16 protein-coding genes are annotated in these 19,163 nt (G+C 60.8%); 6 read left to right on the plus strand and 10 right to left on the minus strand.

What is annotated here, in order from left to right:
* Positions 1 to 232 precede the first annotated feature (232 nt).
* The 5 genes from EPN29_09225 to EPN29_09245 form a co-directional block, all read right to left on the minus strand.
* The gene (locus tag EPN29_09225) at positions 233 to 2,530 is read right to left on the minus strand and encodes a hypothetical protein (GenBank protein ID TAN32345.1); all 2,298 of its coding nucleotides are present in this window, start codon (positions 2,528 to 2,530) and stop codon (positions 233 to 235) included.
* A 324-nt stretch (positions 2,531 to 2,854) separates the two neighbouring features.
* Positions 2,855 to 3,700, minus strand: coding sequence for an SDR family oxidoreductase (locus EPN29_09230; GenBank protein TAN32346.1), 846 nt, complete (start codon positions 3,698 to 3,700; stop codon positions 2,855 to 2,857).
* Positions 3,693 to 4,490 carry a 5-deoxy-glucuronate isomerase gene (gene iolB / locus EPN29_09235; GenBank protein ID TAN32347.1) on the minus strand — a complete coding sequence of 266 codons (798 nt, stop codon included), beginning with the start codon at positions 4,488 to 4,490 and terminating at the stop codon, positions 3,693 to 3,695. Before iolB ends, EPN29_09230 begins: the two co-directional genes overlap by 8 nt.
* 67 nt (positions 4,491 to 4,557) lie before the next feature.
* Complete coding sequence (locus tag EPN29_09240) at positions 4,558 to 5,553, minus strand: hypothetical protein (GenBank protein TAN32348.1); 996 nt, start codon at positions 5,551 to 5,553, stop codon at positions 4,558 to 4,560.
* The gene (locus tag EPN29_09245; protein TAN32349.1) at positions 5,534 to 6,499 is read right to left on the minus strand and encodes a 2,4-dihydroxyhept-2-ene-1,7-dioic acid aldolase; all 966 of its coding nucleotides are present in this window, start codon (positions 6,497 to 6,499) and stop codon (positions 5,534 to 5,536) included. Before EPN29_09245 ends, EPN29_09240 begins: the two co-directional genes overlap by 20 nt.
* Positions 6,500 to 6,508: 9 nt before the next feature.
* Between EPN29_09245 and EPN29_09250 the strand changes: the two genes are divergently transcribed.
* The 3 genes from EPN29_09250 to EPN29_09260 are packed head-to-tail and all read left to right on the plus strand — an operon-like array spanning position 6,509 to position 9,899.
* On the plus strand, positions 6,509 to 7,591 hold the full coding sequence (locus EPN29_09250) for an aminoglycoside phosphotransferase family protein (GenBank protein TAN32350.1): 1,083 nt from the start codon (positions 6,509 to 6,511) through the stop codon (positions 7,589 to 7,591).
* Entirely contained in the window at positions 7,588 to 8,877 is a 1,290-nt protein-coding gene (locus EPN29_09255; protein ID TAN32351.1) for a phosphopyruvate hydratase, read from the plus strand. The genes EPN29_09250 and EPN29_09255 overlap by 4 nt, the downstream gene beginning before the upstream one ends.
* Positions 8,874 to 9,899 carry a C-terminal binding protein gene (locus EPN29_09260; GenBank protein TAN32352.1) on the plus strand — a complete coding sequence of 342 codons (1,026 nt, stop codon included), beginning with the start codon at positions 8,874 to 8,876 and terminating at the stop codon, positions 9,897 to 9,899. Before EPN29_09255 ends, EPN29_09260 begins: the two co-directional genes overlap by 4 nt.
* Here the strand turns inward: EPN29_09260 and EPN29_09265 are convergent.
* Positions 9,896 to 10,582, minus strand: a complete 687-nt coding sequence (locus EPN29_09265; protein TAN32353.1) for a GntR family transcriptional regulator — start codon at positions 10,580 to 10,582, stop codon at positions 9,896 to 9,898. The genes EPN29_09260 and EPN29_09265 overlap by 4 nt on opposite strands.
* Positions 10,583 to 10,719: 137 nt before the next feature.
* Positions 10,720 to 12,069: a hypothetical protein gene (locus EPN29_09270; protein TAN32354.1), complete on the minus strand. Its 1,350-nt coding sequence runs from the start codon at positions 12,067 to 12,069 to the stop codon at positions 10,720 to 10,722.
* 666 nt (positions 12,070 to 12,735) lie between these two features.
* Between EPN29_09270 and EPN29_09275 the strand changes: the two genes are divergently transcribed.
* Positions 12,736 to 13,686 (plus strand): sugar ABC transporter permease, encoded by a 951-nt coding sequence (locus tag EPN29_09275; protein ID TAN32355.1) that lies wholly within the window; start codon positions 12,736 to 12,738, stop codon positions 13,684 to 13,686.
* Positions 13,687 to 13,783: 97 nt separating this feature from the next.
* A complete protein-coding gene (locus tag EPN29_09280) occupies positions 13,784 to 14,608 on the plus strand; it encodes a carbohydrate ABC transporter permease (GenBank protein ID TAN32356.1) in 825 nt (274 codons plus the stop codon).
* 23 nt (positions 14,609 to 14,631) lie between these two features.
* Here EPN29_09280 and ugpC read toward each other — a convergent pair whose 3' ends face one another.
* Together ugpC and EPN29_09290 are read right to left on the minus strand one after the other, a co-directional pair.
* Complete coding sequence (gene ugpC / locus EPN29_09285) at positions 14,632 to 15,702, minus strand: sn-glycerol-3-phosphate ABC transporter ATP-binding protein UgpC (GenBank protein TAN32357.1); 1,071 nt, start codon at positions 15,700 to 15,702, stop codon at positions 14,632 to 14,634.
* 61 nt (positions 15,703 to 15,763) lie between these two features.
* On the minus strand, positions 15,764 to 16,648 hold the full coding sequence (locus EPN29_09290) for a 2-keto-myo-inositol dehydratase (GenBank protein ID TAN32358.1): 885 nt from the start codon (positions 16,646 to 16,648) through the stop codon (positions 15,764 to 15,766).
* Positions 16,649 to 16,797: 149 nt separating this feature from the next.
* Between EPN29_09290 and EPN29_09295 the strand changes: the two genes are divergently transcribed.
* On the plus strand, positions 16,798 to 17,001 hold the full coding sequence (locus EPN29_09295; protein ID TAN32359.1) for a hypothetical protein: 204 nt from the start codon (positions 16,798 to 16,800) through the stop codon (positions 16,999 to 17,001).
* Here EPN29_09295 and iolD read toward each other — a convergent pair.
* On the minus strand, positions 16,983 to 18,872 hold the full coding sequence (iolD, locus tag EPN29_09300) for a 3D-(3,5/4)-trihydroxycyclohexane-1,2-dione acylhydrolase (decyclizing) (GenBank protein TAN32483.1): 1,890 nt from the start codon (positions 18,870 to 18,872) through the stop codon (positions 16,983 to 16,985). The two genes, EPN29_09295 and iolD, sit on opposite strands and share 19 nt — an antisense overlap.
* Positions 18,873 to 19,163: the final 291 nt, after the last annotated feature.

Consider the following 19,163-nt stretch of genomic DNA (forward strand, 5'->3'; position numbering starts at 1 on the left):
GCAGCGTTGGGGAGCGGCGCTCGATCGAGCCTCATGCAGAGGGATTATCGGGGTCGCGGCGTGAAGCCCGCTCCTCGCAGTAGCAAGGCTGGCCGCGTGCTCCCACAGCAGCCCGTCCACTTTGTCCGGTCGCTTCCTGATCCTGTGCCCCAGGACGCCTCCTCCCCGTGGTCCAGCCCCGGTAGGGGAACCGTGGGTCAGGCGGCCACCACCATCCCGACCCCTTTCTCCGCTATGAACACGCACTGCCGGAGATAACGGCAGCTTTGAGGTCGTCAAACATCGCCTGCGTGCCGAGAGAGGCAAGACCAACTTGTCCTGACGAATAGACTGGACCTGAGGCGCCGGTATCCGTGACGGCTGCAATCTGGGTTGTATCGATACAAGCGGTGATCGCTGGTGAGGTGGCCCCAGACAATCGCATCTTGAGTCGATGCCAGGAATTTGAGGCGAACGGTATCTCGCAGCCTGCTGCGTAGCAGGACGCAAGGCTCACGTAGTCGAGGTAATCGGTGCCCAAGCTAGAACGTTTGACGCGCTTGCCCAGATCCCAATCGCCGGTGGTGGTATTGACGTCCAGCTCATATCCAGCAGGCATGACAAATTCGTTTGGGTTCCCCGCAGAGCGCTGATCACTAATCCGTCCGTAAAGCCTGACAATAGAACCAGACTCGCCGTTGACCAAAACGCTCACGTCGTAATTGGTCCACGCAGGGCTGGAGGCCGTAGCCCCGGTGGGACCAGCATGGGTCCAGTAGTGGGGGTTATAGGCTGTGCCGCACTGGATAGAATCCGAGAATACTCCAGCACAGCCAAGCCACTGGATGGGCGGTGTGGTGACCACTTGCTCTAAACATTTACCGCCACTGCCACCTGGATATGCGTTGCTTCCGCAGTTCGCCTTGACCTCGAAGGCACCCTCCTCGTCCTGCAACCAGCAGGGCTGAACCCCAGGGCTGTAATTCCCGGAACGGCTGCACGAACTGCTCAGGCTGCCGTCAAAGTTCTCAAAGTAGGGCAGGCCAAGCGCGGTGTCGGTGGGCGGAGTGGGTTCGCCCTTGTTGGGGTATGTAAGTGTTGTGAAGGAGTAGACAGAGCCCGGATTGACGGAGGTGTGGTAGCAGTTGTCGGCACCGAGCGGAATGTCCGTGGAGGGGCTGCCTTGGAGCGAGACCGACGAGTTTGACATGGCCATCCCGAGCGTTGCCGGCATCGCGAGTCCGCCAGTAGGACACATGACAATAGACTGGGAGGCCGTTGCATCGATGGTTTCGACGATCGTGCTCCAGTTGGAACTGGCAGGATCTCTAAGGCTCCAATAACTCCCAAGGTTGTAGTTCGTCAGGCAGGTACTGGGCCCACTGCTGCCCAAATAACAGGTGCTGCCGTTGAGGTACTTCCAACCTGGTTCAGTGAATTGCGTGTACTGCGCCGTAACCCACATCGCTGGCTCAATGGTGTAGTTGCCCGACCAAGGCTTGAAGGTGAGGATGGGCCCCCAATCCGATGAGGCCATATTGTCGTAGTAGGCATCCACGAGGGGCACCACCAAAGTTGCGGTCATTGTGTCGCGCAAGTAGTGCTGGTTGAATAGCCTTGCAAGCTGGCCCGCGCCTGGCCAAACTCCGGGTGGCCAAACAGGTGGGCTGGTGACCCAATCTTCGCTCGCCCATTTGGGTTGGGGCACGGGCTGCGGCGGTGGGCTGTACTGGTAATGGACGCCAACGACGTCGACTGCGCTGGAAAAGCTGGGGTTGGAATTAATGTCAGTGACGACCGGCGTCCACGCATTGTCGCAGCAGACCAGCTTCGGCACAGGGATGCCCGCCGCCTGGAGTTGGGTCACCAACAGATTCTTGTAGTTGACAATCCAGGTGCTGCTCGAGTAGTCCACCTCGTTTTGTGCACCGATATAGTCGAGTGGAGTTCCGCTTATCGCTCCGTCGGCGTTGATCGCCGCACACCTGGCGAAATCGACCAGATACTGCTGTGTCTGGCTGGTCCAGAAAGTCGACCCCAAGTAGCCTGGTGCCGACCAGGCGAGCCCATAAAGCTTGATATGGGGATTTCGCTTGCGGGCCTCGCGCGCCAACCACCACTCATAGCCACGCGTCAAGTGGCATGCGGCTTGCTGGGCCGCGAGCGTCCCGGACTGGAAGGCAGTCTGCAACGTGTTGAACTCAGCCTGCGAATGAAGAAAACTTGGCTCCGCTCCGACCGATGAGTTTGAGTCCCCCCCAATCTCGATCTTCAGCTGCTGCAGGGCGGCACCATAAATACCTGAGGTGCAGTAACCGGATACAGGGACGTTCGCCGGATCGGGACTACAGAAAAGTACATCCAGGATCTGCCCCTGCTGTGTTGCCGGGTAGTCAAGCAATAGCCGCGATTCGCCACCGGCGCTTATGTACCCAATCCCGTCGAACGTTGTCTGGCTTGTGTCGTTTCCATTCACGGTAATCGTCTGCGATGCGGACGCTATCGGAATACCAGGCAACATGAAAGTGACGATGGCCAACAGCGACGCCACTGCAATTGATCTTGCCCGCAACTTCCGCCTCCCAAAAGCCGGAGATGTTGGCGACCCTCGACGCAGACAGTCGCCACCGGACAACGTGATCGCCAGCCTACTATGCTGACTGACGATTGTCAACAGTCTGCCAGCCCTTGAGGCTGCAGACACCTTCCTCCTCCACCGTTTCCGGCTTCACCAGCAAGCCTGCGCGTAGTGCGTGAGGCGATCTCACAACGCGGCCCTGATCATTCGACGCCCGGGTTCGCACCGCACGCGCTTGATCTGCCGCTCTAGGACCTGAACCTGGCGTCGGAGCTCAGTCGTGGTTTGACAGTTAGGTCACGCGTCTTCGCGCGCCGGCTGGCGAGATAGCGACGCGTACCGCGCCAGCAGATCCTCGTGTGGTTGGAACACGCCCCCAGCGACGGACGTGCCTCCATCCACGGCGATCGTCTGGCCTGTCAAGTACGAGGCCGAATCCGACAGAAGAAACGTGATGACCTTCCCGATCTCGTCAGGATCCGCGATCCGGCGCAGTGGAATGACTCCGGCCATGTCATGTTCGGTTGCAGCCGGATCAGGTGTTGCGTCCACGAAACGCTTGTGCATTTGGGTCCGGACCGAGCCCGGGGCGACTCCATTCGCACGAATGCCGGCCGGGCCATACTCCACGGCAATGTACCTGGTGAGCGCGTCGATGCCGCCTTTAGCGATGTCGTAGGTCGCCCAGTCTGGATACCCACGGCGCCCATGGACGGACGACACGTTAACAATGCTGCCGGCCGACCTTTGATCCATGAAGGTCCTGACGGCAACCTGCGACCCCCAAATGAATGCCAACAAATCGACCGCAAGTTGCGCCTCCAGCCCTGGAGGCTCCAGTTCATGCAGGGCTCCGAGCGCTTCGATCGCGGCATTGTTGACCCACCCATGCAATGGGGCGGCCTTCCGCGCATGAGTGGCCGCCTGGCTCAGCAGGTTTCGATCCTTCACGTCTCCAATAAGGACTCTTCCGCGGTCATTGAGCAGCGTCTCTGCCCGCCGTCCAAGAGCGGGCTCGCGCTCAATGCCGACCACGTAGTAGCCGGCCTGCAACAGACAGCGCAAGGTGGCTTCACCGATGCCCGCCCCACACCCGGTGACGACAACGCTCACATTTCTTGAGCTCATCTTGGCCTCAATCAAGTTGCCAGCGGTGACGTGGATCGGTCGTGACCAACCACCGACGACGGGGGCCCGCCATAACGTTTAAGTAGTAGAGGTCGTAGCCGGGTGCAGCCGCCACTGGATGGTATCCCCGCGGTACGAGCACAACGTCCCCATCGCGGACACACAAGGTTGTATCTAAGGCCCGGTCCTCGGTATACACCTGCTGGAAGCCAAAGCCTTCCGGGTGCTTCGTTCGATGGTAGTAAGTCTCCTCCAGGTATGTCTCACGTGGCGGGTCGTCGGTGTCGTGTTTGTGGGGTGGATAGCTCGACCAATTGCCGCCTCGAGTAGTCACCTCCGTAACCAAGAGCGACTCAGCCGACCGATCTTCCATCAGGATGTCGCGAATCATCCTCTCCGTCCGGTCCGAACCGCGTCTCGATGTCCGGACGTCCTGCGCGCGGAGGAGTTGCGGCTCGACACCGCGCTTCGCTTCCGCCCAACAGAGAGCGATCTCGCACATGATGCTGGCCGATGTCAACTTGATATCTGATTTCGGAGGCGCATAGACCGCGTCGGGAGCACCCTCGAAAGGATTTGAGCGCGAACCCAAGGCGCCCCATCGGTTGCCATCACAAGTGACGTCGACCTGGCCCGACAGAATCACCACACAGAGTTCGCGATCGTTGGTGTTGGGAGTGATCGCCTGTTGACGGTTGAGCCTGTAAACCTCGAAGCCAACGTGGGTCCAGCCGGCCGATTCCGGCGTGATGCTGACGACAAGACCATCCAGAGACGGCACCGGAGCGCTTCGCCGTAGGAGCATGGATGCAGCCCTGCTTGTCACAGCGACCCCGGTCGCAGCTCGAGAGCGTGGATTTTGGGAGATATCGCTATACCACCAGATTGAGCGGCGGATCGCCAGCTGCAAGGCGTTCCACGTTGGCAGCAACGAATTCAGCACGGCCGCGGGATGCCTCTTCGGTGGCGCCGGCGATATGGGGCGTCGCGATCACGTTTGGAAGGGTCAGTAGGCCTGACGACGGAACAGGAGGCTCATTGCTGAAGACATCGAGACCCGCTCCGGCAAGTTGACCATTGCGCAGGGCCTTCTCGAGGGCATGCTCATCAACCAATTCTCCGCGGGCAACATTGACAAGGAACGCGGATGCTTTCATCAGGCGCAAGCGGTGCTCATTTATCGTGTGTCTGGTTTCTTCGTTCAGGGGCAGATGGAGAGAGACGAAGTCAGCACCATCGAGAAGAGCTTCGATCCTCTCTGGTCCGCCAGCTTCCACCAAACAGAATTCCTCCACCGCCTGCCCCGTGATCGGAATCGCATCGATTGCTGAAGTCAGCATGCCGAACGAATTGGCGCGCTTTGCCAGCTCTCTGGCGCTGGCGCCAAAACCGAGCAACAGCAGCCTGCGCGTCCGGAGCTCCATGCCCGCAGGCCCGTAGTAGTCGCCAGAAGAGAATCGGAGCTCGGCCACGCGGAAGCGCCTAGCCAGCATGAGCATGAACATCACTGCCAACTCGGCCAGCCCGACCGCTGTGAAGGTCCCGGGGCAGTTGGCGATTGGGATTCTCTTGGAACGCCAGTAGACGAGATCAAAATGATCCGTTCCGGTTCCAAGTATTTGCCACAACCTAACCGAAGATGAGAGATCCGCCATCTCTCTGGTACCGGCTGAACCCCCATGGTCGACAACGACATCCGCCGAGCCAAACTGCTCCCGAAGAGACGCGGTTGGATCGTAGATTGCGACATCGTGGCGATCACGCAACGCAGCCACTACATCCTTGCCCCAGGGATCGAACAGACCCGGATAGATCGGGTGCGGGAGAAAAAGGACGCGCAATCGGCGGCTAGACCTCGATTGATTCATCGCTTCCCCGCCTGGCTGACTTCACGCCGGCGGCCGCTCGGAGGGCGCCTACGCTGGCGCGAGCGCCTTGCACAAGCAGCCCGATGTCCGAGGGGAGTGCAAGCATGTCGAATCCGGCGGCGTGCCAACGCAGAACAGCCTCTGTGTCGCCTGCCGCAATGCCTGCGACGATCCCGTGTCTTCGACAGGCAAGCTGAATCGACATGACGAGGTCGAGCTGGGCGGAAGGCTCGGGACCGAAAGTACGTGCGAGGCCGCTGCTGAGAGCCAGGTCATTCGACCCGATGAAGGCAGCGTCAATCCCAGGGACCGTGAGGATGTCGTCGAGGCCGGCGACCGCCGCCGGGCTCTCGATCATCACGATGCATAGGACATCTCGGTTCGCGCTCCGAGGGCTGTACTCGTTGACGCCCAAGGAGGCTCGAACAGGCCCCCAACTCCGCGTACCGTCAGGCGGATAGCGGCAGGCCTGCACGATCCGAGCAGCTTCGTGAGCTGACTCGACGAGGGGCACAATGACGCCGCTGGCCCCTGCGTCCAGGGCCCTCATGATGCCGGCCGGGTTCGAATCCGCTACCCGTACCAGCGCAGGCGTACCGGTGCCGGACAACCCCTGCAACATGGCGATCATCTGCTCCTGGCTGATCAACCCGTGTTGCAGATCTATGCCGATCCAGTCGTAGCCGCAACGACCCAGCAGCTCAGCGCTGAACGCGCTCCCGATCGCGCACCAGCCACCCAGCGTCACCTGCCCAGGCTTCCAGAGCTCCCTTAGGATCAACACCCACCTCCTCCGGCAATTGTTAACAAACGGCAGTTGGCAACAGACGGATACCATGGTATTCTTTCTGGGCGGCGCGAGGGGCCTCCAGATTCTCGCAACTGGCGGGCCCGACGTCATCTCGGCGTGCGGGACCAACACTTGCGTGGAGCTACTAACGAACATAACAGTGCCGTGCCTGATCGGGACTTGCAGCCGCTACAGGCGGGTGGGGCGGTGACGAGCCCGCGCGAGGCAGCCACCGTCGAGCTGACTCTCGCCAACGTCGGTGATTATTTGCGCGAGAGGAACCTTGTCGACGGTACGCAGGACGTCAAGTTGGAGTTGCTGGCGGGCGGCATCTCCAACACCGTAGTCATGGTGGTGCTCGCCACGGATTGCTTCGTGGTCAAGCAATCGTTGCCCAAACTAAGGGTTGACCAAGACTGGTTCTTCGACCGGAGGCGGATCTTCGTCGAGACGGACTGCATGGCCACCCTGGGGCACCTGCTGCCTCCCGGTTGCGTACCGAAGGTCAGGTTCTCCGACCGGGACAACTTCGTCCTCGGCATGAGTTGCGCGCCGGACGGGGGGAAGACGTGGAAACAGAGCCTGCTCGCGGGCACCGTGGACCTCGAGGCAGCTGATCGCGCGGGTAGGCTCCTGGGCCTACTCCATTGCAAGTCATATCAACGCCCAGATCTGCGTGACAGGTTTGGCGACCAGAACCTACTCATCCAAGGGCGTGTCGATCCATACCATCGGGTCATAGCGAGCCTGTACCCCGATCTGGCGTCCACCATCAATGCCGAAATCGAGCGCATGCTCGGCACCCAAATCGTGCTTGTGCACGGCGATTACAGCCCCAAGAACATCGTTGTCTACCCGAACTACGTCCTGGTTCTTGATTTCGAGGTCGCACACTACGGGGATCCGGCCTTCGATGTCGCTTTTTGCCTGACCCACCTGGTCCTGAAGGCAGCACATTTCGCGCGTCGGCACGTCGAGTATCTGGCATCAGCCCGGCGGTTCTGGGGTGCCTACAAGGACGCCGTGAAGGACACGATCCAAACGCCGCTCGAGGCGTCTGTCGTCGGCGAACTGGGTTGCCTGTTGTTGGCTCGAATTGATGGAAAGTCGAGAGCCGAGTACATCAACGACGACCCGACCAGGGACTTCGTCCGCAACATGGCTCGTGAAATCCTGCTGACTGCGTCCAAGGATCCCGACTCCGTGATCGATTGGCTGGGCAACGAGATGAGGCAGCGTCTAAGTTGAACTCCAGGATCTCCAGCATACAAGCGAGAGAGATACTCGACTCGCGAGGGCGCCCGACCATTGAAGTCATGGTCGGTGTGGATTCCGGTGCGTGGGGCATGGCCAGCGTCCCATCCGGAGCATCCGTCGGGCGTCACGAGGCAGTCGAGTTGCGGGATGGCGTCGGCAGCCGGTATCGAGGTCTTGGTGTTCGCCAGGCCATCTCGAATGTCACAGACCTGATTGAGCCGGCCCTCCGGGGCCTCGATGCGAGCGACCAAGAAGCCGTTGACCAGCTGCTCGTCGACCTCGACGGCACTGCTGACAAGTCCCACCTGGGCGCCAATGCCACTCTCGGTGTCTCCCTCGCCGTGGCGCGGGTTGCCGCCGCGAGCCGAGGAATTCCCCTGTGGCGACACCTCCTTCGCGGAGGGAGTCCACTGCTGCCCCGGCCGATGGTGAACATCCTGAGTGGCGGCATGCACGCCGGGGGGAACCTCGATCTCCAGGATTTTCTGATCGTTCCATCTGGCGCCGACACCTACGCTGAGGCTCTCCACACCTGCGTCCAAATCCACTGGGCGATGAAGGATTTGCTTCGGGAGCGCGGGCTGTCTACATTGCGAGCTGATGAAGGCGGCTTCGGCCCTGCCTTAAAGGGTCACGTCGAAGCCTTGGAGCTGATGGTGACGGCGGCCGAACGAGCCGGCTTCAAGCCGGGTCATGATGTTGGAATCGCGATCGATGTCGCTGCAAGCCATTTCTACGACGTCGAGAAGCACCGCTACGGCCTCGCCAGCGAGAAGAGATCGTTGACCCCGGCCGAGCTGGTGGGACTGTTGGAGGAATGGGTCGACAAATATCCAATCTGCTCGATTGAAGACGGATTGGCAGAGGATGATTGGGACGGCTGGAAAGTGCTCACGGACTCGCTGGCTAATCGCGTCCAACTGGTCGGCGACGATCTTTTCACCACCAATCCTCAGAGGCTGGGTCTCGGAATCGAGCGCGGCGTCGCCAATGCCGTTCTGGTCAAGATGAACCAGATCGGGACGCTGACTGAAACGCTGCGTGTTGTGGATATGGCCCAGAAGGCGGGCTACAGCACAATCGCGTCGGCCCGATCAGGAGAGACCGAAGATTCGATTCTGGCCGACATCACGGTGGCCAGCGGAATGGGACAGATCAAGATTGGCTCCGTCACGCAATCTGAGCGGCTTGCCAAGTACAACCAGTTGACCCGTATCGAGGACGAGCTAGGGGAAGAAGCCACGCTGGCTCCAACTCCCGCCTTAGGAGCTAGATGACGCAGAAGCGAGTCCTGGTCACCGACTACACATGGGATTCCACCGACCCCGAAGCAGCTGTTCTCGCCGAGGCGGGAGCCAAGCTTATCGTCGCAAAAACCGGCGAGCCGGAAGAGCTCGAATCTCTCGTGAGCGATGCGGATGCCATTCTGACCTGCTTCAAACAGGTCCCCGCGCGTGTCCTGAGAGCAGGCCACCGCCTCCAGGTGGTCGGTCGCTACGGCATCGGAGTCGACAACATCGATGTGACCGCGGCCACCCAGCTGGGGATCATCGTCACCAACGTCCCTGCCTATTGCCTCGATGAGGTCGCCGAGCACGCCATTGCCCTGATATTGAGCTTGGCGCGCAATGTCCCGCGTTATGACAATGGAACCCGCGCTGGTAAGTGGGACCTGAAGGCGGGTCGCCCTCTCTACCGGGTCGCCGGTCGAACCCTCGGGATCGTCGGATTTGGCAAGATCGGTCAGACCCTGGCCACCAAAGCAATCGGCTTAGGCTTGGCCATCCTCGCCTACGATCCTTTCATCGACGCCGCGGCGGCCCGAGCACATCACGCCGAGGCGTGCACTCTTGAAGATCTCCTGAAGAGGTCCGACTACATAAGCCTGCACACACCGCTGACCGATTCCACCAGACACCTCATCGACGAATCCAAGCTTCGCCTGATGAAGCCTTCCGCCTTTCTGGTCAACACCTCCAGAGGCGGGATCCTCGATCAGGATTCGCTGGTGAAGGCGCTCAGGGAGGGATGGATCGCTGGTGCGGGGCTCGACGTATTCGAGCGCGACAGGTTACCTGATGAACATCCCCTGTTGTCGTTGCCGAATCTCATCGCGACTCCGCATGTCGCCTTCTACTCCGAGGAATCCGTTCTCGAACTGGAGCGAAAGGCGGCTCGCAATGTTGCCAATGTTCTGAGCGGGCAGCTGCCAGAGTCGATCGTCAATCCGGCAGTCCTTCAACTTCCACGGTGGGCGCATCTCGGCCGGGGCCGAACGGAGTCAGCCAGGCAAGGCTAGTGTTCGGCCCGGGTAAATCGCTCAGACTTGAATAGCGCTTTTATCACTTGCTTGAAATTGCGACTGAGGATGGCGCCCGCCCGGTCTGGGTTGCGCTCGATAAGAGCCTGCAGCACCTGCTGGTGATGGCCGCCCTCTCCCCTCACGAGAGCGATGTTCATCGACATCGCAAGCCGGATCAGGAGAGCTATGGGCGACGCAAGCTGTTCCCAGGCGGCCAGCAGCCGACCGTTCCCAGCCGCCTTGCATATCGCCCTGTGGAACTCGAGATCGGCCCTGACTACTTCGGCCGTGTCGCCGGCGGCTATCGCCTTGTCGATCGCATCGAGGTGGACTTTAATAGCCTCAAGGGTTGCATCGTCGGCCTTTCTGCTCGCTTCCTTCAGCGCCAGCAACTCCAGGGCTTCCCTGACGCTGTAGACCTCCTCCAAATCCTGTTTGGTCATCGAGCCGACGACCGTTCCGCGGCGGGGGGCACTGATGATGATGCCCTCGCGCTCGAGTTCTCTTAACGCCTCGCGGATCGGCCCTCGGCTGGTCCCGAAACGGGTCGCCAGCTCAGTTTCAACCAGGCGCGATCCCGGCGGGAGCTCGCCCCCGATGATCTGGTTCCGTATTCGGTCAGCCACGACCTCCCAGAGGTCCGGCACCTCGACTCGCTCGACCTGCATTTGGGGAACCATTGTAAACAGTCAGCGACCCCTCGCTTACCGACGTGGCCAGGTTCGGAACGAAGCATCCGGACCAATCGAGGTCGCCGAGCACTGAATTGCGAAGGCCGCAACCAGTGACTCGGCTCACCTCGAATGAGATTGGACTCCTACGCCGACTTCAACTGAGCGTCGATTGCCTGCTTGGCCCCGGTCATCGCCGCCTGAACGGTGGCATTGCCAAGAACTGCCTTGGTCAGGGCGTCCTGGAGGGTCTGCTGGGTGAACGCGGACGCCTTTTTGCCATACCAGCGCGGGTAGGTCGTGGTATTCGTCGCGTCGCTGGGCAACGAGCTGATGCCCGGAATCCTCGCCAGGTTGATCAGAGCGATCTTCTTGGGCGTGCCGTCTGGGGACGCGTTCACAATTGGCAGCGGGTCCCATGAGGGGATGGCGGCATACTGGAGGAACAGCGTCCTTACCTGGGTATCGATGCAGAAGCGGGTGCACCACTCAAGCGCCGCGTCCACGTTCTTGCCGGCCTTGCTCACCATAAGCTGATTGGCGCCTAATGCGTGAATCTTGCTCGTGATGTACGGCAGGTGGAAGTATTCCTGAGGGAACAGTGTCGACTCTGGATAGGTACTCGGCGTCGACCAGAAGATGGTCGAAACCGCCTTCTTGCCCCGATACGTCCCACCCGGAATCGCGCCCTCGGTTCCAGGGGTGGGCGCAACCTTGTGGACGCGCACCAGATCGACGATCTTCTGGGCTGCATCGATGGAGGGCGCTTCATCGACCTTCGATACGGTCTCGTTGTAGTTCCAGTCGTCGTCAAAAATGGAGCCACCGTTATCTCCCAGCAAGGCCCTGTAGATGGCGACCAGGCCATAGGGGCCCAAGTCGACTCCCCCGAGCGTTCCGAGGCCGTACTGCACCGTCTCTCCATTGACGACTTTGGTGCCGGCTTTGAGCCAGTTCACGAAGTCGTCCCACTTCCAGGTATCAAACCTGGACGTTCCCCAGAGGGGTGCGTTGTCGAGCAAGCCGTCTGCGTCAGCGAGCGGCTTGTTCACGTGGACGATCAGGTCTTGCATCGTGAAGACCGAGAGACCGAGGGTCTGGCCGCTGAAGCCGACTTCCTTCTTTGGCGCGATGTTCCACTTCGCCATGTCGATACCGCTGTGGGCGAGGTAGTCGTCAAAGGGCTGTGCGACGTGAGCCGGGAAGATGTCACCGTTGTTGTTTGAGTCCAGCAGGAAGATATCGGGCGCCGTACCGCTCGCGAGCTCGACGAGCAGCTTCTGTTCATACTGCGAGACGTCCACGCGCCGCTCGGTGATGCCGATGCCTATTTCTTGCTGGAGAACCGGGATGTAGTGGGTGTAGTTGTCACCCCACCAGTTGGAGAACGTGAGGGTGGCATTTTGCTTGGTGCTGATCGTGGACATGTTCGAACCCTGGGACGTCGAGCTCGCGCAGGCCGCGAGGAAGGCTCCCGCCGGCATCAAGGCCATCATGGCTTGGAGGAACCGACGTCGGTCGGTGGTCTGACGTAGTAATGACATCACTCTAAAATCTCCTTTTGGTCTTCGATTCGGTCTTCGATTCGGCTGTTTCTGTTTCGCGGGCTCGCATAGAACTGATCGCTCCATTCATCCTGAATTCACAACGGACTCCCTATCCCGGGCCCGGCCGGGCGACTTGTCTCGAAACAGCGCCCGGCAGCTCGATTGACGTCCGCGATCGTGAGCGCGGCGCTCTCTTCCGCGAGAAGCCTGCAGATCCCATAGGCGCCTCCGGTACCGAGAGCCGCCTGGCCGACAAGTCGCCCGGCATCTCGTGGCATCACGATTGCGCCGATGAGCGCCCGCCACCGGCAGCTGTCAGGAACGTCTCAACGATCTTTCTCATTCGCTGGTGACCCAGTCGGTCGCCGGGAAGGGAACCGCCCATCTGATGCCTCTTTCTCCTACAGCCTTGGGGACGCCCGCTGCGGTTGACTCAGACGCCGGCTCCCCGACCTAACTCCACTCCCGTTCAGAGAGACTATCCGGTAAACGGGCGGTTGTCAACAGATGACCGTTGGCATACCATTGCGTGATGCCGGTTGGCCAAGGGAGGGCGACGAAGTCGCGTCGTTGGAGTCAGCGCCGGGCCCGTTGGGCCGGGAAAATGTTCGACTAATGGAGACGGCACTGAGGGTAGGGGTCTCTAGGGCCAGGCCTGGGCGTCAGCGAACGTGGTGGTGGCGATCACCTCGGGCGCGAAGGCAAACCCTGGCGGCCTACGTCTTCCTGAGTCCGTGGATCACCGGCTTCCTCATCTTCATCGCATACCCGATCGGCGCCACGCTCTATTACTCACTGACGAAATATCCGATCCTCGGCGACATCAGCTGGGTTGGACTCAAGAACTACTCGGTCCTGCTGCACGATGCCCTTTTCTGGCAATCACTCAAGGTCACGACGGCCTACAGCCTGATCGCGGTACCCGGCAGCATCGCCCTCGGTTACGGGATCGCGCTGCTGCTCAACCAGAAGGTCCGCTGGGTCGGAGTCTGGCGGACCCTGTATTTCCTGCCGTCAATCGTTCCGGCAATCGCGACTGCTTATCTGTGGTCCTGGATCCTCAACCCAGACTACGGACTTGTCAACGCGGGCTTGTTCAGCCTTCACCTGCCTCGCCCCGAATGGTTTGGCTCGACAACCTGGGTGTTGCCAGCCTTCATTCTCATGACCCTGTGGGGCTCGGGTGGGAACCTGGTCCTGTATCTGGCGGCGCTACAGCAAGTTCCCACTGCGCTCTACGAAGCAGCTCACATTGATGGCGCCGGCGCCTGGAACCGATTCGTCCACATCACGGTTCCGATGACGTCTCCAGTCCTGCTCTTCACGTTTCTGACCGGGGTGATCGGTTCCTTTCAGATCTTCACCGCGGCCTACGTGATCACCCGAGGCGGCCCGGATAACGCATCGCTGTTTTACGTCGTCTACCTGTTCAGAACCGGCTGGCAATACTTCCAAATGGGATATGCCTCAGCTCTTGCCTGGGTGCTGCTTGTGATGATGCTCGTACTCACCCTCATCACCTTGCGGGTGTCACGCCGGTTTGTTTATTACGACTACAGCGACTAGCAAGGAGGCGGAGATCAGCGCAACCCTCACTCGCGGCAAGCCTGGCTCGGGTCGGCGTCCGGCTCCCGGTCGCGTTGGCCGGCGCGCTCTCCTTTACTTGCTGATCGTCACTGGCGCGCTTCTGTTCTCGTTCCCATTTCTCTGGATGCTGTCAACCTCGTTGAAGTCGTCTCAGACCGTGTTCGACTTCCCACCGAGCATCATCCCCCCCACATTCCATTGGAACAACTACCCCGATGTTCTGAAGAGCTTTCCTTTCGCCCGCGGACTGACCAATACGCTGAGCATCGTCGTCGGTGTGGAGATTGGTCGACTCTTGAGCGTGCCTCTAGCAGCCTACGCATTTGCACGCTTCCAGTTCCCGCTGCGGGGACCGCTGTTCATCGTCGTCTTGGCAACCATGATGATGCCCGTCCAGGCGCTGCTGATCCCTCAGTATTTGATCTTTCGCAACTTCGGATGGTTGGATACCTATCTGCCCTTGACCATGCCGTCGCTGTTCGCCGGTGGCAGTCTAGGTGCGTTTTCCGTCTTCCTGCTCCGCCAATTCTTCCTGTCAATACCGCGCGAATATTCGGAGGCGGCGGAGCTGGACGGCTGCGGCTTCCTGCGGAACTACTGGCACATTATTCTGCCCATGTCCAAACCAGCTCTGGCGGTCGTCGCGATCTTCACCTTCATCCAGGAGTGGAATGATTTCTTCGGCCCTCTGATCTACCTTACCTCGTCAGATAAATTCACATTGGCCGTCAGCTTTCAGGCGTGGTCCCAAGTCCAGGCCAGCGGGCCCGGCTATACACCTCAGCCGTTCAACAACATCATGGCTGTGGCGGCATTGATCACGCTGGTCCCGATCGTCCTCTTTTTCTTGACCCAGCGCTTGTTCATCCGCGGCGTCGTCATGAGCGGTATGAAGGGTTGAGGTTTCTGGTCGGACCCCTCCGACTAGAGATGTTCGAGGATTGCGGCCCCGGTCTCCGCTTCAAACAGGTGCAGATGCTGGCGATCGAAACCCAGCCTGACTTGATCGCCAACCGCGACCCTTAGCGTCGGCTCGACGCGAGCCGTAAGCGCGTCAGCGCCGCAGGTTCCGTGGATGTACTGATCGGCGCCCAGTACCTCGATGACCTCGACCTCGAGCTCGACTACGGCCCCGTCCTGGAGCGGGTGCTCGGTAAGCGCCTCCGGGCGGATGCCCAGGATGGCGCGAGTGGCCGGCACCGGGCGCGGCAAGTCAACCGAGAAACCACTTGCCCTGGCGTTCCTGCCGTCGCTGATGGTGACTGGAACGAAGTTCATCGCCGGGCTGCCTATGAAACCGGCGACGTACATGTTGGCTGGCGTGTCGTAAATTTCGCGCGGCGGTGCGCATTGCTGGAGCACGCCATCTCGCATCACCGCTATCCGGTCGCCCATGGTCATGGCCTCGACCTGATCGTGGGTGACATAGATGAATGTGGTTCCCAACCTACGGTGCTGCTTTTGCAGCTCAACGCGGGTCTGCACGCGAAGCTTGGCGTCCAAGTTTGACAGCGGCTCGTCGAGCAGGAACACCTGCGGGTCCCTCACGATGGCACGGCCCAACGCGACCCGCTGGCGTTGGCCGCCAGAAAGTTCGCGCGGCTTGCGCCTGAGCATCGGCTCGAGCTCGAGCATCCTGGCCGCTGCCTGCACACGCCGCTCGATCTCCAGTTTCTTGGTTCCGCGCATCTTCAGTCCGAAGGCCATGTTCTCGTAGACCGATTTGTGTGGGTAAAGGGCGTACGACTGAAAGACCATCGCGATGTTCCGATCGCGTGGCGGCACATCCGTTATCTCGCGCTCGCCGAGCCTGATGCTTCCCTCGGTCGGGTCTTCGAACCCGGCCAGCATGCGTAGCGCTGTCGATTTGCCGCATCCGGAAGGACCAACCAGGACCATGAACTCGCCGTCTTTGACGTGGAGAGAGAAGTCTCGTACAGCGGCGGTATCGGTTCCGAACCATTTGCTCACGTTTTCGTAGGTCACTGATGCCATCTCACTCGCTCCTCTGGCAGCCCTAAGGCCGAACACAAATCGACGGCGATTCTGGGTCGGGTCATTGACCGAAACCGAGATCACGGAGGTATCTGTAGGTGCGTGTTGCGATCGGCAATGGCTTGTCCGGTGCCGCCGGATACATGTCCTGCTCCACGATCCCAAAGCCGTCGTACTCAACCTCCTCAAGCACGTCCCGCAGAAGCGTGAAGTCAACCGCTCCTCTTGATGGTTCGACGAACACGTCCATGGCCACGGCTTCGGCGAAAGTCTTGTGCTCCTCCTCCACCAGCTTCTGAACTTCGCGGTCGACATTCTTCAGATGGAGGTACGGAATCCTTGCATGATGCCGGCGCAACAGCGCAATCGGGTCCCCGCCACGGTAGGCATGGTGTCCGATGTCCAGACACAAACCGATCCGCGGATCCGCCTCCAGCAGAAAGCGCTCGACTTGGCTCTCGTATTCGATGTGGCTCTCGGCGTGCGGATGCAAAACCGGAGTCAGTCGGTGTTTCTCAGCCACGTCGGCGATCCGGGCCGTCGTATTCAACAGCTGAGTCCACCCAGCGCCATCGAGATCAGCAGGCGCAAGGGCGCGGCCCGTCGCCAGATCGGAATACAGACCATCAATCAAAACGAGATACTTGCCGCCGACCCCTTCGACCGCGGCACACGTTCGCTCGACTTCGGCGGCCCACTTCTGCCAAGCGTCTGATTGTTCGAATGGAAACATGACTAAGGATCCCGAGATGCGGAGCTGGCGGCGTTCAAGCTCCTTGCTGAGCACCGCATGGTCGGTAGGCAGATAACCGAATGGCCCCAGCTCGATCCACCGATATCCAACCGCCGACACCTCGTCGAGAAAGCGCTGCCAGGGCGTTTGTTTGGGATCGGCTGCAAACCACACGCCCCAGGAATCCGGTGCAGAGCCAAGGGTGACCTTCATGGTGCTTGGCGCCTGTGAACCGCAGGACGGTGTTGACCAGCCCCCCGATGGGCATCAAGGGAAAGACTTTGGCCGTAGAGCTGAGCGCCTTCAAACGCGGAGAGCCGCAGACGCGTACCGGTAGTCGTCCGAGTTGAGAGCGCCGAACGGTGAGCGGCGGCGGCAACGATCTGCTCCAACAACGCGTCCTCGCCAGCGCTGCCGTGCTCGAGATCGACGACCATGAATTCGCAACCAGCCATAGCACAAGCCTCGGCTGCGGTGGCCGAACCGAGGTTGAGGAAGGTGCCGATCAGGGGGTCACGATTCCGGAGGCGGTTCCGAAACTCGTGGTTCAACCGAACCATCTCTGATGGCGCAGGTCTGCCTCATATTCGTGTCGCTTCTCTGCCACCCAAGGCTGGCCAGAGACTTCGGCGGGCGCAACGTCCCACCAGACTCCCGAACCCGGAAGATTCTCGTGCGGTGCAGTCTGAACAACGATGACCGATGGACCAGGCGTCTCTCGCGCCCGCTCGAGAGCGTCCCGCAGCTCTTCCGGACTATTCGCATTCCATGCGGTGGCCCCAAGGCCATGGGCAATCTCTGCGAGGTCAAGCGTGAGGTACTCGCCCTCCAAGGCTCCAGTGCCCAGGGGTCCTACCCGACGCCGGAACTCGTTGGCGAAGTGCCGGCCCGTGCGCCACATCTGTAGCCGCCGGATTGCCTGGAACCCGTGGTTGTCGGATATGACGACGGTGACCTTGAAGCCTTCCTGGACCGCCGTGGCCAATTCGGTTGGCTGCATGAGAAACGTTCCGTCACCGATATACGCAACGACCTCTCCAGCAGGCCCGGCCAGCCGGACGCCTAGCGAAGCCGGGATCTCGTAGCCCATGCAGGAATACCCGAACTCGAGGTGACAGCGCCGCTCGTCGGTGGCGTCCCAGACCTTGAGCAGGTCTCCGGGCGGCCCTCCTGCCGCCGCGACTACGATGTCTCCGGGCCGCGCCCAATTGTTCAGTACGCCGATGAGCTGACCCTGGGTCATCGGCCTTTCGTCGGTTGGCTTCAATGCCTCCATGCGAGTGTGCTGCCATTCGAGCTTTGCCCTTTGCGTGCGGTCGGCCCATCCTTGACGTGGGACCACGCCGGCGGCTTTCGCGGCCGTCACGAGTGTTGCCAAGCCAGACTTGGCGTCGGCGATGATCGGCTGCGCTCCCTGCTTTCGAGCATCGTGGTCGACAACGTTTATCGAAGCGAAGCGAACGTCGGGATTGCGGAAGATCGACTGAGACGCTGTCGCAAAATCGGTTAAGCGCGTGCCGACGTGCAGCACGAAGTCCGCTTCCGCCGCGACGGCGTTGGCGGCCGGATTGCCTTCGAGCCCCAATCCTCCGAGTCCCCACCAAACGTCGCTCTCAACGGCACCCTTGCCCCCGAAGGTTTCGACGACCGGAACGCCGAACGTGCTCGCCAGCTCGGCCAGCTCCTTCGCAGCTTCGGCGTAGATGACGCCGCCACCAGCGATGATCAGCGGCTTGTGAGCGGCGGCGAGCAGCCGCGCCACGGCCGCGATCTGGTCTTGGTGGGGCGGCGGTCGGAAGATTGGCCACTCCTGTTCGGCAAAGAAATCGGTCGGGTAGTCGTACACCTCGGTCTGGATGTCCTGCGGCAGCGCGATCACGACAGCTCCCGCCTCAGTAGGACTGGTGAGTACGCGCATCGCTTCGGGCAGCGCGGTCAAGAGTTGCTCCGGCCGCGTGATCCTGTCGAAGTACCGGGCTATAGGCCGGAAGCAGTCATTGACACTGACGTCGCCCGCCAGCGGATGTTCCAACTGCTGAAGCACCGGACCTTGCCGGCGCGTCGCGTAGGTATCTCCCGGAAATAGGAGCACAGGGAGGCGATTGATCGTGGCCAGCGCGGCGCCGGTCACCATGTTGGTGGCACCTGGGCCAATGGATGAGGTCACGGCGAGAGTCGCCATCCGCAGCTTCGCCTTCGCAAAACCGGACGCGATATGCACCAGCGATTGCTCGTTCCGGCCCTGGATGAAAGGAAGTTTGTCTTGATATTCGTCAAGTGCCTGGCCGAGGCCGGCGACGTTGCCGTGCCCAAAGATCCCGAGCATGGCCGGCACCAACCGCTGGCGACGGCCATCCCGCACGCTGTACTGCTCGCCGAGGTAGCGGACAATCGCTTGCGCGGTGGTCAATCGCGTAGTTTGACCGTCAGCGGTCAATTTGCGGTAGGGGGTCGCCCTGCTCAACTTCGCCGAGCTCATACCACTCCACCTCCTCGTAGGGCTGACTGTTGACAGTCGGTCGTCAACGTCCTAGCATACCAATTCTGACCCCGCTCGATATGCGGAAGGCTGGTGGGCGGTTCCGCAGAGTCCTGGAGCACAGACCGAGCCGGACGCCGGTGCCGCTCGGTTGGCGCATATCAGGAGGTGCCCACCATGGCTGGAAGTCCTCAGCATCGAATATCGCACCCACGACGTGACAGAGTTCTGATGCTGTTCATTGCCATT

It is taken from the genome of bacterium (assembly GCA_004299235.1).
Taxonomy (GTDB): Bacteria; Chloroflexota; Dormibacteria; order Dormibacterales; family Dormibacteraceae; genus SCQL01.

Excerpts from the sequence above, each read along its gene's own strand:
- EPN29_09275 (TAN32355.1), top strand. The coding sequence starts at position 12,736 with ATGGAGACGGCACTGAGGGTAGGGGTCTCTAGGGCCAGGCCTGGGCGT.
- ugpC (TAN32357.1), bottom strand. The coding sequence starts at position 15,702 with ATGGCATCAGTGACCTACGAAAACGTGAGCAAATGGTTCGGAACCGAT.
- iolB (TAN32347.1), bottom strand. The coding sequence starts at position 4,490 with ATGCTCCTACGGCGAAGCGCTCCGGTGCCGTCTCTGGATGGTCTTGTC.
- EPN29_09290 (TAN32358.1), bottom strand. The coding sequence starts at position 16,648 with ATGAAGGTCACCCTTGGCTCTGCACCGGATTCCTGGGGCGTGTGGTTT.
- EPN29_09260 (TAN32352.1), top strand. The coding sequence starts at position 8,874 with ATGACGCAGAAGCGAGTCCTGGTCACCGACTACACATGGGATTCCACC.
- EPN29_09270 (TAN32354.1), bottom strand. The coding sequence starts at position 12,069 with ATGATGGCCTTGATGCCGGCGGGAGCCTTCCTCGCGGCCTGCGCGAGC.
- EPN29_09265 (TAN32353.1), bottom strand. The coding sequence starts at position 10,582 with ATGGTTCCCCAAATGCAGGTCGAGCGAGTCGAGGTGCCGGACCTCTGG.
- EPN29_09245 (TAN32349.1), bottom strand. The coding sequence starts at position 6,499 with ATGTTCGTTAGTAGCTCCACGCAAGTGTTGGTCCCGCACGCCGAGATG.
- EPN29_09240 (TAN32348.1), bottom strand. The coding sequence starts at position 5,553 with ATGAATCAATCGAGGTCTAGCCGCCGATTGCGCGTCCTTTTTCTCCCG.